At 64.6% G+C, this 13,374-nt stretch carries 12 protein-coding genes; 11 read left to right on the forward strand and 1 reads right to left on the reverse strand.

Annotation, left to right across the window (positions count from 1 at the left end):
• Positions 1-70: 70 nt before the first annotated feature.
• The 7 genes from RIC54_RS25860 to urtE all read left to right on the forward strand — a co-directional run bounded on the left by RIC54_RS25860 (position 71) and on the right by urtE (position 7,369).
• A complete protein-coding gene (locus RIC54_RS25860; RefSeq protein ID WP_350094037.1) occupies positions 71-1,147 on the forward strand; it encodes a tartrate dehydrogenase in 1,077 nt (358 codons plus the stop codon).
• Between the two features lie 81 nt (positions 1,148-1,228).
• Positions 1,229-1,534 carry a hypothetical protein gene (locus tag RIC54_RS25865; RefSeq protein WP_350094040.1) on the forward strand — a complete coding sequence of 102 codons (306 nt, stop codon included), beginning with the start codon at positions 1,229-1,231 and terminating at the stop codon, positions 1,532-1,534.
• 202 nt (positions 1,535-1,736) lie between these two features.
• Complete coding sequence (urtA, locus tag RIC54_RS25870; protein WP_502989688.1) at positions 1,737-3,035, forward strand: urea ABC transporter substrate-binding protein; 1,299 nt, start codon at positions 1,737-1,739, stop codon at positions 3,033-3,035.
• Positions 3,036-3,144: 109 nt separating this feature from the next.
• The gene (gene urtB, locus RIC54_RS25875; protein ID WP_350094046.1) at positions 3,145-4,767 is read left to right on the forward strand and encodes an urea ABC transporter permease subunit UrtB; all 1,623 of its coding nucleotides are present in this window, start codon (positions 3,145-3,147) and stop codon (positions 4,765-4,767) included.
• Positions 4,764-5,915, forward strand: coding sequence for an urea ABC transporter permease subunit UrtC (gene urtC, locus RIC54_RS25880; RefSeq protein WP_350094049.1), 1,152 nt, complete (start codon positions 4,764-4,766; stop codon positions 5,913-5,915). The genes urtB and urtC overlap by 4 nt, the downstream gene beginning before the upstream one ends.
• A gap of 4 nt (positions 5,916-5,919) precedes the next feature.
• Positions 5,920-6,669, forward strand: a complete 750-nt coding sequence (gene urtD, locus RIC54_RS25885) for an urea ABC transporter ATP-binding protein UrtD (RefSeq protein ID WP_350094052.1) — start codon at positions 5,920-5,922, stop codon at positions 6,667-6,669.
• A gap of 4 nt (positions 6,670-6,673) precedes the next feature.
• On the forward strand, positions 6,674-7,369 hold the full coding sequence (gene urtE / locus RIC54_RS25890) for an urea ABC transporter ATP-binding subunit UrtE (RefSeq protein ID WP_350094055.1): 696 nt from the start codon (positions 6,674-6,676) through the stop codon (positions 7,367-7,369).
• 3 nt (positions 7,370-7,372) lie between these two features.
• Here urtE and RIC54_RS25895 read toward each other — a convergent pair whose 3' ends face one another.
• Positions 7,373-7,948, reverse strand: a complete 576-nt coding sequence (locus RIC54_RS25895; RefSeq protein WP_350094058.1) for a GNAT family N-acetyltransferase — start codon at positions 7,946-7,948, stop codon at positions 7,373-7,375.
• Between the two features lie 457 nt (positions 7,949-8,405).
• Here RIC54_RS25895 and RIC54_RS25900 point away from each other — a divergent pair, with 457 nt between their 5' ends.
• The 4 genes from RIC54_RS25900 to RIC54_RS25915 all read left to right on the forward strand — a co-directional run bounded on the left by RIC54_RS25900 (position 8,406) and on the right by RIC54_RS25915 (position 13,320).
• Entirely contained in the window at positions 8,406-9,131 is a 726-nt protein-coding gene (locus tag RIC54_RS25900; RefSeq protein WP_350094061.1) for a 4'-phosphopantetheinyl transferase family protein, read from the forward strand.
• 30 nt (positions 9,132-9,161) lie between these two features.
• A complete protein-coding gene (locus tag RIC54_RS25905) occupies positions 9,162-10,097 on the forward strand; it encodes a class I SAM-dependent rRNA methyltransferase (RefSeq protein ID WP_350094064.1) in 936 nt (311 codons plus the stop codon).
• Positions 10,090-10,908, forward strand: coding sequence for a TrmH family RNA methyltransferase (locus tag RIC54_RS25910; protein WP_350094067.1), 819 nt, complete (start codon positions 10,090-10,092; stop codon positions 10,906-10,908). Before RIC54_RS25905 ends, RIC54_RS25910 begins: the two co-directional genes overlap by 8 nt.
• A gap of 483 nt (positions 10,909-11,391) precedes the next feature.
• Entirely contained in the window at positions 11,392-13,320 is a 1,929-nt protein-coding gene (locus RIC54_RS25915) for a sensor histidine kinase (protein ID WP_350151582.1), read from the forward strand.
• Positions 13,321-13,374: the final 54 nt, after the last annotated feature.

Raw genomic sequence — 13,374 nt, forward strand, 5'->3', positions numbered from 1 at the left:
GCCGTACCCATTTTTATCGCGCCCGCGCGTATGTTGCGGCGTGGATTTGGCCCTACCAGAGGAAACGACTATGAAGACGCATCGCATCGCAAGCATTCCCGGTGATGGCATCGGCCCCGAGGTGATATCGGCGGGAGTTGAGGTGCTCAAGGCGGTGGCGCAGCGCGACGGCGGCTTTGCGTTGGAGGTCGAGACCTTTCCATGGGGCGCCGACTACTACCGGGCACACGGCGTCATGATGCCGGAGGACGGGGTTGATACCCTCCGAGCTTTCGACGCGATCTATTTCGGCTCGGCCGGCGATCCACACCTGCCGGACCACATCACCTTGTGGGGCCTGCGGCTCAAGATCTGCCAGACCCTGGACCAGTACGCCAACGTGCGGCCGTCACGGCTGTTGCCGGGTATCGACGGGCCGCTGAAAGGTGTTGGTCCGGACCGGCTCGATTGGGTGATCGTGCGGGAGAACTCCGAAGGCGAGTACGCCGGAGCCGGCGGACGGGTCCATCAGGGGCTGCCCGAAGAGGTCGGGCTGGACGTATCGGTGTTCACCCGGGTCGGGGTCGAACGGATCCAGCGCTTCGCCTTCGAACTGGCCCGCAGCCGGCCGCGCAAGCTGCTGACCCTGGTGACCAAGTCGAATGCGCAACGCCACGGCATGGTGTTCTGGGACGCGGTGTTCGACGGCATCAAGGGCGACTATCCCGATGTCCGGACCGACAAGATGCTGGTCGACGCCATGACGACCCGAATGGTCCTGAAGCCGGAGAGTCTCGATACGGTGGTCGCCACCAATCTGCACGCCGACGTGCTGTCGGATCTGGCGGCGGCCCTCTCCGGTTCGCTCGGCATCGCTCCCACCGGGAACCTTCGGCCGGAGCGTGACGGTCCTTCGATGTTCGAGCCAATCCACGGCTCGGCGTTTGACATCATGGGCCAGGGCATCGCCAACCCGATCGGGTCGTTCTGGAGTGCCGCCATGATGCTGGAGCACATCGGAGAGCCGCAGGCGGCGGCCCGTTTGATGACCGCGGTTGAACGGGTCACCGCCGCCGGCAAGACAATGCCGCGTGATCTGGGCGGTACCGCAACGACCCGCCAGGTCACCGACGCCGTGCTTGAGGCGCTGCGCGGCGACAACGTCTGACCGCAGGCAGCCATACCGCGGAACCATCACGGCTCCTTGTGAGTTTGCCCGTCATGTCCATGGAGGATATGGAGGGATCGGGTGAATCGTCGGTGGTTGATCATCTGCACCGCTCTCGTTCTCGCAGTGGTGGCTGGCGGTGTGGCGGCAGGCGTTCCGTTGTGGCTGGCGAAGATGGAAGCGAGCCAACCGATGTATCGAGCGCCGTCGTCGGATCTGGAACAGTCGCGGCAGGCGGTTCTGGAGGCGATGGACCGGACGCTGTCGGACATTTCGCAGCGCGCTGAGTCACTCGATGCGCTCGGTGGCCTGCTGGTCGATGCGGGCCAACGACGGGAGCGCTCGCCGCTGGTTCCCGCGTCACAGAACAGTGGTCGAGCGCGATAAAATTGTGCACCGCCTACGTCGATGCCTAAATCAACGACATTGTGCATCGCAATATTATCAGCGCTCTATGAACACTGGTCCAATATAATAATAAATAATTTCAATGAGATAACGTGAAGTCACTTCCAAGGCACACCTCTTGCACCGCATCACTCATCGCGGGCGAGGGGGCTCCCCGTGAAACAACATGAGGAGGCGGGGAGTGAAAGCACACTTCCGGACAAATTTGGTAGCCGCGGCGGCGCTCGCAGCAGGAACCCTGTTCGGTGCCCATACCGCGTCGGCGGCAGAGGACACCATCAAGGTCGGTATCCTGCATTCACTGTCGGGCACCATGGCGATCAGCGAGACCACGCTGAAGGACGTCATGCTGATGCTGATCGAACAACAGAACGCCAAGGGCGGCCTGCTGGGCAAGAAGCTCGAGGCGGTGGTTGTCGATCCGGCGTCGAACTGGCCGCTGTTCGCCGAAAAAGCGCGCGAACTGATCGCCGGCCAGAAGGTGTCGGCGGTCTTCGGCTGCTGGACCAGCGTGTCGCGCAAGTCGGTTCTGCCGGTGTTCGAGGAACTGAACAGCGTGCTGTTCTATCCGGTGCAGTACGAGGGTGAGGAGAGCCAGCGCAACGTGTTCTACACGGGGGCGGCACCGAACCAGCAGGCTATTCCGGCGGTCGACTATCTGCGCGACGTCGAAGGCGTGAAGCGTTGGGTGCTCGCCGGCACCGACTATGTCTACCCGCGGACCACCAACAAGGTGCTTGAGACCTATCTCAAGGACAGCGGCGTTCCGGCCGAAGACATCATGATCAACTACACGCCGTTCGGTCATTCCGATTGGCAAACCATCGTCGCCGAGATCAAGAAGTTCGGCTCGGCGGGCAAGAAGACCGCGGTGGTGTCGACCATCAACGGCGACGCCAACGTGCCGTTCTACAAGGAACTGGCCAACCAGGGCATCAAGGCCCAGGACATTCCGGTCGTGGCCTTCTCGGTCGGTGAAGAGGAACTCGCCGGCATCGACACCGGCCCGCTGGTCGGACATCTGGCGGCGTGGAACTACTTCATGTCGGTCCCGGCACCGGAGAATGCCGAGTTCATCAAGTCCTGGCAGGCGTTCACCAAGAACGACAAGCGGGTCAGCAACGATCCCATGGAAGCCCACTACATCGGCTTCAACATGTGGGTGAAGGCGGTCGAGAAGGCCGGTACCGTGGCTCCCGATGCGGTCATCGACGCGCTCGTCGGTGTCGCCGTGCCGAACCTGACCGGCGGCTACTCGGCGATGATGCCGAACCACCACATCACCAAGCCGGTCCTGATCGGCGAGATCCAGGACAATGGCCAGTTCGACGTGGTGTGGAAGACCTCAGGTCTGGTTCCGGGTGACGCCTGGTCGGACTTCCTGCCGGACTCCAAGGACCTGATCGCGGATTGGCGGAAGCCGATGTCGTGCGGGAACTTCAACGTCGCGACCGGCAAGTGCGGCGGCAAGGGCAGCTGACGCCCGACACCGTGTGATCTGGACGTGCCCCGGGACGCAGAGAGCGCTGTCCCGGGGGCGGCCTGATCCCCCCATCTCCGAACGGGCTCAGCCCCGGGAGACCCAGTTCATGCCCTTCGGAACCATCGTCCGGCGGACCGTGCTTGCGGTCGCCCTGTTGATCGCCGGAGCGGCCGGCGTCAAGGCCGACTCCGACACGTTGCGGGGCCGGATCGGCGCGCTGGCGACCGCGGATTTCGCGGCCAAGGAAGCAATCATCAACGAACTGGCCGCGGCCGGTGATGCGTCGGCGGTTCCCGCCCTGACCGCGTTGGGCAATGGCGACCTGCAGCTTCGCAAGTCGGACGGCAAGGTCGTCATCGCCGTGCGCGACGGCAACTCCTACAGGGCGGTCGACCCGATCACGGCCGAAGACTTCGGCTCTGTTGAGCGGTCGACCCTCGACAGGATCCGGGTGAACAACAACCTGCGCCGGGTGATCAGCGCGGTGGTCGGGTCGCTTACCCTGCGCAGCAGGGATCCGTCGGTGCGCCGCGCGGCGGCCGATGCGGTGTTCAAGAGCCGTGACGCCAGCGCGCTGGACGTCCTGGATGAGGCGATCGCCGCGGAAACCGATGACGGCATCCGGCGTCGAATGGTCCTGGCGAGGGCCGCCGCGATCCTGCAGACCGGCCGGCCCGAAGCCGAAAAGCTGGCGGCGATCGCGGTGGTGGCCGAGCACGGCAACCAGGATGCCAAGGACCTGCTGTCGTCGGTTGCCGCTTCCGCCGACGGCGAGGTCAAGCGCAAGGCGGCGGCGGCCATTGCCCTGATCGAGCAGTCGCTGGCGATGTGGTCGGTTGGCCAGAACATCTGGTACGGCCTGTCGCTGGGATCGGTGCTGCTGCTCGCGGCCATCGGGCTTGCCATCACCTTCGGGGTGATGGGCGTGATCAACATGGCGCACGGCGAGATGGTCATGATCGGCGCCTATGTCACCTTCATGGTGCAGGAGGTGATCCGTACCTCGGCGCCGGCGCTGTTCGACGTGTCGCTGCTGATTGCGCTGCCATTGGCGTTCCTGACGGCGGGCGCGGTCGGCGTGGTGATCGAGCGTGGGATCATCCGTTGGCTCTATGGCCGGCCGCTTGAGACGTTGCTGGCGACCTGGGGATTGTCGCTGGTGCTGCAACAGGCCGTGCGATCGATCTTCGGCCCCACCAACCGTGAGGTCGGCGCACCGAGCTGGATGAGCGGGGCATTCGAGCTGGGCGGGCTGACCCTGACCTACGGGCGGGTGTGGATCATCGTGTTCGCGATCGCGGTGTTCATTCTCCTGCTGGTGGTACTGAAGCGGACCGCCTTCGGGTTGCAGATGCGCGCGGTTACACAGAACCGTCGGATGGCCAGTTCGATGGGCATCCGCACAACCTGGGTCGACGCGCTGACCTTCGGCCTCGGCTCCGGTGTCGCCGGCATTGCCGGGGTGGCGCTGTCGCAGATCGACAACGTCAGCCCGAATCTCGGGCAGTCCTACATTATCGATAGCTTCATGGTGGTGGTGTTCGGCGGGGTCGGGAACCTCTGGGGAACCCTGGTCGGCGCGTTCACCCTCGGGGTCGTCAACAAGTTCCTGGAGCCCTATGCCGGCGCGGTTCTCGGCAAGATCCTGGTGCTGGTCTTCATCATCCTGTTCATCCAGAAGCGGCCGCGCGGCATGTTCGCCCTGAAGGGCCGGGCGGTGGAATCATGAGAGCCGCGGCAATGCCCCTGGGCCTCAGCCGGGTCGGCGTTGCGTTCCTGGTGTCGCTTGGCGTGGCGGCGGTTCTGGTACCGGTTCTGAACCTGTCGGTCGCCTCGGACTCGGCATGGCACGTGTCGACCACCAACGTGGTGCTGTTCGGCAAATACCTCTGCTATGCCTTGCTGGCGCTGTCGATCGACCTGGTCTGGGGATACTGCGGCATCCTCAGCCTTGGGCATGGCGCCTTCTTCGCCCTCGGCGGGTACGCGATGGGCATGCACCTGATGCGCGAGATCGGCAGCCGTGGCGTCTACGGCAACCCGGTCCTGCCGGACTTCATGGTGTTTCTGAACTGGAAGGAGTTGCCCTGGTATTGGCACGGCTTCGACCAGTTCTGGTTCGCCGCCGTGATGGTGGTGGTGGCGCCCGGTGCGCTCGCCTTCGTCTTTGGGGCATTCGCCTTCCGCTCGCGGGTCACCGGGGTGTATCTCTCGATCATCACCCAGGCGATGACGTTCGCCCTGCTGCTGGCGTTCTTCCGCAACGACATGGGGTTCGGCGGCAACAACGGTCTGACCGACTTCAAGGACGTGCTGGGCTTCGATCTGCAGCAGAATACGACGCGCTGCGGTCTTTTCGCCCTGTCGGCGGTTGCGCTCGCCGGTGGCTTCCTGGTGTGCCGCGCCATCGTTTCCAGCAAGCTCGGCAAGGTGCTGGTGGCGGTCCGTGACGCCGAGAGCCGGACACGTTTCATCGGCTACCGGGTGGAGCACTACAAGCTGTTCGTTTTCACCGTGTCGGCAATGATGGCCGGTATCGCCGGGGCGCTCTACGTGCCGCAGGTCGGGATCATCAATCCCGGCGAATTCGCGCCTGCCAACTCGATCGAGGCGGTGATCTGGGTCGCGGTTGGCGGGCGGGGGACGCTGGTCGGTGCGGCACTCGGGGCGCTGGTCGTCAACGTCGGCAAGAGCTGGTTCACCGGTGCTCTGCCGGAACTGTGGCTGTTCGCGCTGGGCGGTCTGTTCATCGTCGTGACGCTGTTCCTGCCGAAGGGCCTGCTGGGCCTGGTCCGATCCCGGCGGCCGGTGCCTGCCGGACCGACAGAGGCGCCGGAGGCCAAGATGAATACCATCGACCGGCAGGCGGCGGAGTAGGGCGATGACCGAGCTTTCCAAATCCCTGCTGTACCTTGACGGTGTCACTGTGAGTTTCGATGGGTTCCGTGCGTTGAACAATCTGTCGCTGGTGGTTGGCCGCGGCGAGATGCGTGCGATCATCGGCCCGAACGGTGCCGGCAAGACCACGATGATGGACGTGATCACCGGCAAGACCCGTCCGGACAAGGGCGACGTGCTGTTCAACGGCGAGCGCGACCTGACCAAGCTGGACGAGGCGGCGATCGCCGAGTTGGGCATCGGCCGGAAGTTCCAGCGCCCGACGGTGTTCGAGAGCCATAGCGTGCTCGACAACATCGTGCTGGCCCTGGAGGGGCCGCGTGGCGTGTTCTCCAGTCTGTTCGCCCGCCTGACCGGACGGGAACGCGACCGTGTCGATGAGGTGCTGGCCACCATTCGTCTGACGGACCGCCGCGACGCGTTGGCGGGTAGCCTGTCGCACGGCCAGAAGCAATGGCTGGAGATCGGCATGCTGTTAGCCCAGGATCCGGCCCTGCTGCTGGTCGACGAGCCGGCCGCGGGCATGACCGATGCCGAAACGGCCGAGACCGCGGCGTTGCTGCGGCGGATCGCCGAAACCCATTCCGTGGTCGTGGTCGAGCACGACATGACATTCGTGCGCGACCTCGGCGTTCGGGTGACCGTGCTGCACGAAGGCTCGGTCCTGGCCGAGGGGTCGTTGGATCAGGTCAGCGCCGACGAGCGTGTCATCGAAGTTTACCTGGGGCGATAAGGCGATGCTGGAAGTCGAGCGGATCGACCTGCACTACGGTGCGGCCCAGGCGTTGTGGGACGTCAGCCTGACGGTCGAGACCGGCAAGGTTACCTGCGTGCTTGGCCGCAACGGTGTGGGCAAGAGCAGCCTGTTGCGCGGTATCGCCGGTCATCATCCGATCAGCCGCGGCACCCTGAAATGGGAGGGCGAGGTGCTGGGCAACCTGCCGCCGTTCGAGCGCGCCCGCCGCGGCATTGCGTATGTCCCGCAGGGCCGCGAGATCTTCCCGTTGCTGACCGTGCGCGAGAACCTGCAGAGCGGGTTTGCCACCCTGCCGCGCGCGCAGCGGACCTTGTCCGATACGCTGTTCGAGCTGTTTCCGGTGCTCGACGCCATGATGGACCGGCGTGGCGGCGACCTCTCAGGCGGGCAGCAGCAGCAGTTGGCGATCGCCCGGGCGCTGGTCACGCGGCCGCGCCTGCTGATTCTGGATGAGCCGACGGAAGGCATCCAGCCATCGATCATCAAGGACATCGGCAACGCCATCCGGTTTCTGCGCTCGACCGGCGAAATGGCAATCCTGCTGGTCGAGCAGTACCTGGAGTTCGCGCGGGAACTGGCCGACACGGTCTCGGTCCTCGACCGTGGCCGGGTGGTGGCATCGGGCGACCCGAAGGGCGCGCTGGGCGCCGAACTGGAACGCCACATGTCGGTGTGATGCCTACAGGCTGCGCCGCATGATCGGACGGGTGTCGGAGCGCCGAGCGACTTCCCGGAAACCGGCACGAAGGAACACCTTCTCATAGCCAGTCCAGGCATACGTGTCGGGGTACGACGCCTTCAATGGCGCCACCGGGTAGCCTTCCACCACGGTGGCGCCGTGCTGGCTGGCAAATCGGCAGGCCGCATCGAGCAGGTCGACCGCCAGCCTGCGCCCCCGGTGCGTCTTTGCAATCAGGAAGCACGACACCGACCACACCGGTTGGTCGTCAACCGGCTGCATCACCCTCGATGTTTCCAGTCTTGGGAACGCCGCGCGCGGGGCGATCGAGATCCAGCCGACCGCCCGGTCGCCGTCATAAGCCAGCAATCCCGGCGGCGGACCCGTATCAACGACTGCCCGGATCGCATCCCGGTTGGCTTCACCCTTCATGGCATCGAAGTCCCGCTTGCGCAGCCGCCACAGCATGCACCAGCACCCGCCGCAACCGCCCTTCGGTCCTATCAGCGTCTCGAAGTCGGGCCATCGCTCAGGTGATAGCGGATGGATGTCGGCTTCCGGCCAGGCAATCGACATGGAAAGTCCTTGAGAGGGTCGCGTGGGCTAAGCGGCTCACCGGCCCCGTACCTGATCGTATGTCGAGCCGGGACTCTACCGACCGGCTCTTGGCCTATCAACCACGGCGCACTATCGTCTCGTTGTGCTGTTCGTCCGCGCCCTCTGTGTTGTTCTGTTCGTCGTGATCTACAAGATCGGCGGATTCACGGTGTTGCTCGTTGCTTCCGTCTTGGCTGTCGGGTTGTACATGCTGCAGTTGCGCCGAGGCCGCCATCGGCACCGCGAGCCTTGGCAGGAAGCCGACCTGGCCGACGTGGTGCTTCGAGCGAGCCCGTCAGCATCGCCTTCTTCTCCAGAGCAGCCGCGGGATGACCGCCGATCTCCATGAAACGGCGAAACCGCAGACGCGGAGGCGCTGGTTGACAGGGCGTCACCGCACCGGATGATCGGGGCACGCCACCCGTCCGGAGACATGATGACCCCCACGGCAACGCCATCGGTAACGCTCTGGGCGATGCCCACGGTCGGACTTGCGGAAGTGGATGTTGCGCGCTGGACCGCGGTTCTGGACGACACCGAGCGGGCCCGTGTGGCCCGGCTGGCGATTCCGCGCACCAGGATCGAGTATGTCGCGGCACATGCTTTGACGCGATCGTTGCTAAGCGCAGCGACAGGAGAGAAGCCGACGGCGTTCCGGTACGAGGCCGGCTTCAAGGGCAAGCCCAGCGCGTTCATCGGCGACCGACCGTTGGATCTGCATTTCAATGTCTCGCACACCGACGGGTTGGTGGCGGTAGCCGCGTCGCATCACTTCGAACTCGGCATTGACGTCGAAGCGGTCGACCGCGGCGTCGATCTGGCGGTAGCCGACCGGTACTTCTTCGGTTCCGAGGCCGATTGGTTGGCCAGACAGCCCTCAGACCGGCAACTGGAATGCTTCCTGCGGCTGTGGACTTTGAAGGAGGCTTATATCAAGGCGACCGGTCGTGGCCTGTCGCAGCCGCTGAACGAGTTCTGGTTCGACGTTGACCCGCCGCGCATCCGGTTCACATCAGCGATCGATGACGACGAACAGGCTTGGCGGTTCCATCAGTGGGTGCTGGCCGATCGGTTCCTGGTGTCGGCCGGATGGCGAAACGCCGGTAACACGGATCCGGTACTGACGATCGAGATGAAACGGCCGGCTGAACTGCGGTTCTAACGGGCTCGCCCCGTTTGTTCTGGCCCTGTAGTGTCGCGCCGGATTCGAACGCCAAGGGAGGGTGCTCTGACCCCGGAAATTCTGGTCGCCGATGGCTGGGCCGACTATTCCCTGCTCGACAGCGGCGACGGCCGCAAGCTCGAGAGGTTCGGCCGGCACGTCCTGGACCGGCCCGATACCCAGGCGATCTGGCGCCCCAGCTTGTCATCGGTTCGGTGGTCGACCGCCGATGCCCGCTTTCTCGCGGGCCGCGAAGAGGAAGGGGCCGGCCGCTGGGAGGCAACGGGCAGGAAGGCGCCCGAGCCTTGGCCGATCGCCTATGGCCCGGTGCGGATCGAGGCGCAGCTTACGGCGTTCCGCCATCTCGGCCTGTTCCCGGAACATCAGGTCCACTGGGACCGGGTTGTGGAGATTGTGGGACGGCGTGCCGGAACCGGAAGCGAACCGCCGACGGTGCTGAACCTGTTCGGCTATACCGGCATGGCCTCGCTGCTGCCGGCTGCCGCCGGTGCGAAGGTCACCCATGTCGACGCGTCGAAGAAGGCCATCGCGTGGGCACGTGCCAACCAGGAAATGTCGGGGCTATCGGCGGCACCGATCCGTTGGATCTGCGACGATGCTGCGCGCTTCGCGGCCCGTGAGGTTCGCCGCGGCAGCCGGTACGACATCATCGTGCTCGATCCACCGAAGTACGGACGCGGCCCGAAGGGCGAGGTCTGGCGGCTGGAGGAGCAGCTGCCGCAGCTGCTGACTGATTGCCGCGCGCTGCTCGACCAGCGGTCGTCGATGTTGATCCTGACGGCCTATGCCACCCATCTGTCGATGCTGACGCTGTGGCGGCTGGTAGGAGACGCATTCGCTGATCTCGACGGCACGATCACTGCTGGTGAGATGGCGTTGCGCGAGGAGGCGACCGGGCGGCCGTTGCCGACGTCACTGTATGTCCGCTGGAGCCGTGATGCCTGACCAGAACCCCACCGTCATTCGCAGCGCCGCCAATCAGGAGATCAAGGCACTGCGGGCGCTTGAGACCAAGAAGGGTCGCAGCCAGCAGAACGCCTTCGTTTCCGAAGGCCTGCGTCACGTGGTCGAGGCGGTCCGACGGGGTTGGCGGGTCAACCGGCTGGTGCTGTCGGAGAGTGCGTCCCCCGGTGAGCTGCTGCGCGAGGCGATCCACGGCTGCGAAGCTGGTGGAGGTCGCGTCCTGACCGTGACCGACGAACTGATGACCCGCATCGCCCGACGCGACAATGCGCAGAGCGTGATCGCGGTGATCGAGCAGCGCTGGGGAAAGCTGGAGAGCGTGGTCGCGGCACCGGGGGGCACCTGGCTGGCGCTGGAGGGCATTCGCGATCCGGGAAATCTCGGATCGATCGTACGCAGCTCCGACGCCTTTGCGGTTGCAGGTGTCCTGCTGATCGGCAACACGGTGGATCCGTTCTCGACCGAGGCGGTTCGCGCGTCCATGGGGTCGATCGTGAACGTCCCGCTGATCCGTCTCGACGAAACAGCGTATCTCGATTGGCATCGCAGTTGGACGGGGCGCACGGTCGGGACCCATCTGAGGGCAAGCCTGCAACCCGAGTCGGTGGGCCGCGGACCGGCAACCCTGCTGGTAATGGGCAACGAACAGAGCGGCCTCCCGGCCCGGATCGCCGCTACCTGCACTCGACTGGTCCGGATCCCGATGCGGGACGGCGCCGACTCATTGAACCTTGCGGCGGCTACGGCCATCATGCTGTATGCGGTCACGGCCTCGGCCGGGGCGCAACGCTGATCCGGCCGTCGGTTGGATAATGGAGCGGCAGTCCGACAAGCCCCGCGGCCAAAGGGAGCATGTTGGCTGTTGCGGGCCGGTCCCGGTCATTCGCGACGGGAACGCCACGGTGCGCCACAGGAGGATGGCCGAGTGCCTTTGTCTGGTACTGACTTGGTCACGTCGGACCCTGGCGCAATCCTGTTGAGGCTCGTCAACCGCGCTCAGTCGATGGCTGTCGGACCCAGCATGGCCGCGGCAATTCGCGGCGCTGTCCTCGATCTGCCGTTCGTCGCGAATGCGGAAGTATTGCTCGCCGACACAGCCTTCGACCACGGCGCATTGGACAACTGGACACACGAATATGAGATCGGCTCCGGCGCGGATCGTCTGGGCAAAGTGCGCGTTGGCGCGAGCGATACAGCCGGCTTCAAGCCACTGGAACCGATGTTACGCGATGCCTGCAGTCTCCTTGGGCTGAGTATTGCGCATCGGCGGGCTCAGATGCGGTTCGAGACCCAGGCCCTGGCGCAGAGCGAGCAGCTGGAGGAGGGGCGCGAGGAGCTCGAACGGCACATTGCGGAGAATGCCCGGCTTGCCGAGGTGGTCCGGCACAGCGCCAATCCGACATATGTCATGGACCTGGAGTTCCGGTTGGTGTGGATGAACGCGGCGTTCCTCGACACCTTCGGTGTGCTCTGGACGGATGCGATCGGACGTCGACCCAGCGACGTGCTCTACGGTGATCAGGGGGAACCCGCACTGGTTGCCGAAGTGCGGTCGGCACTGACGGCAACTGGCCACTATGCCGGCGAGATCACGAACCGTGACCGGCTCGGTCAGGAACGGGTCTTCGCCTTGCAACTGGATCGGTTTCGCTCCGTCGACGGCCGGCATGAAGGCTATGTGGCCATCCGGGAGGACATTACCGAGCGTAAACGGGCGGAGCGCGCCCTGGCCGAAAGCGAAGCGCGGTTTCGCGACCTGACGGAAACGGCCTCCGACTGGTTTTGGGAGACCGATGCCAACCATTGTTTCCTGTCGCTGTCCGGTGCTTGGCCTCGGCCGCAAGGCACGGACAGTGATCTGGTCGGCACCAAGCGCTGGGACTTCGCAGCCGGGGATACGCTTTCGCAGCACTGGCGCCAGCATCTCGACGATTTGCAGAACCATCGTTCGTTCCGGGACTTCCGCTACATTCTTCACCGCTCCGGTAACGCGTTGGTCCACGTATCCATCAGCGGACGCCCGGTATTCAGCACACACGGCCGTTTTGTCGGGTACCGAGGAACGGGCCGGGACATCACCGAGGAGGTGACGGCGCGCGAAACCGTTGACCGTCTGGTCCGTGCGCTCGACTCGATCGAAGACGTGGTGGCGTTGTTCGACGCTGATGAGCGGCTGGTTTTCGCCAACCGGCCGTATCGCGCGCTTCATCCGCAGTTTGAAGGGATCCTGGTTCCCGGCAAGCGATTGGGGGAGATCCTCAATGATTTTGCGTTGTGGGGCATCATCGGCAACCCAGAAACCGAAGTTCCGAAACGTCTGCAGCAGTTCCGGAATCCATCCGGTCCGACAGACATCAATCGGTTCGGTCGGTGGTTCAGGGTCAAGGACCAGAAGCTCGAAGACGGTGGCACGCTGCTGATCGCCACCGACGTGACCCACAGCAAGGACGCCGAGCTGGAACTGCGCAAGGCCGTCGATACCGCCGAAGAGGCGAACGCTGCCAAGTCGGGCTTCCTGGCACGGATGAGCCATGAACTGCGCACACCGTTGAACGCCATACTCGGGCTGTCCGAGACCCTGATGCTCATGGAGGATCGGCTGTCACCGGGCAAACGGCGTGAGTATCTGGGCGACGTCATGCAGGCCGGACGCATCCTGCTGTCCCACATCGACGACATCCTGAACTTTACTCGGCTGGACGCGGACGGGTTTGCCGTTGCACCGCAGCCGACCGACCCGCGCCGATCAGTAGCCGAAGTTGTCCGGCTGATGCGCGCGGTGGCGCGGTCCCGCTCGGTTCGACTGGAAGCGGCATTGGCCAGGAATCTGCCGAACGTCCTGGCCGATCCGCGATCGGTTCGCCAGATCCTGATCAATCTCTTGAGCAACGCGGTCAAGTTTTCGCCCAAGCACGGGGTCGTCCAACTGATGGTCATTCAGGACGGCTCCCGGTTGCGGTTCTCAGTCAGCGATCACGGGATCGGTATTCCAGCCGATCAGATTGACCGGATTTTTGAACCGTTCCATCAGGTCGGCAATCCATCGCTGGCGGTGCCCGACAGTGGTACGGGGCTTGGCCTGTCGATTGTCAAATCACTGGTGGACCGGAATGCTGGGGCGGTAGCGGTCGACAGCAAGCCGGGTCGGGGAACCACGATCTCGGTATGGTTTCCACTCACGCTCGATCCGGCCGAGCAACCGTAACCCCACATCCAACGGGCGTGACGGGCACGCTCTCGGTCTGTATGACCGGCCGGT

This window comes from Thalassobaculum sp. (genome assembly GCF_040219215.1).
In the GTDB taxonomy this organism is placed as follows: domain Bacteria; phylum Pseudomonadota; class Alphaproteobacteria; order Thalassobaculales; family Thalassobaculaceae; genus Thalassobaculum_A.

Bases quoted from the DNA above. Each gene is read 5' to 3' on its own strand.
- urtE (WP_350094055.1), top strand. From the start codon at position 6,674: ATGCTGGAAGTCGAGCGGATCGACCTGCACTACGGTGCGGCCCAGGCG.
- RIC54_RS25860 (WP_350094037.1), top strand. From the start codon at position 71: ATGAAGACGCATCGCATCGCAAGCATTCCCGGTGATGGCATCGGCCCC.
- urtB (WP_350094046.1), top strand. From the start codon at position 3,145: ATGCCCTTCGGAACCATCGTCCGGCGGACCGTGCTTGCGGTCGCCCTG.
- urtC (WP_350094049.1), top strand. From the start codon at position 4,764: ATGAGAGCCGCGGCAATGCCCCTGGGCCTCAGCCGGGTCGGCGTTGCG.
- RIC54_RS25900 (WP_350094061.1), top strand. From the start codon at position 8,406: ATGACCCCCACGGCAACGCCATCGGTAACGCTCTGGGCGATGCCCACG.
- RIC54_RS25915 (WP_350151582.1), top strand. From the start codon at position 11,392: ATGCGGTTCGAGACCCAGGCCCTGGCGCAGAGCGAGCAGCTGGAGGAG.
- urtD (WP_350094052.1), top strand. From the start codon at position 5,920: ATGACCGAGCTTTCCAAATCCCTGCTGTACCTTGACGGTGTCACTGTG.
- RIC54_RS25910 (WP_350094067.1), top strand. From the start codon at position 10,090: ATGCCTGACCAGAACCCCACCGTCATTCGCAGCGCCGCCAATCAGGAG.
- RIC54_RS25895 (WP_350094058.1), bottom strand. From the start codon at position 7,948: ATGTCGATTGCCTGGCCGGAAGCCGACATCCATCCGCTATCACCTGAG.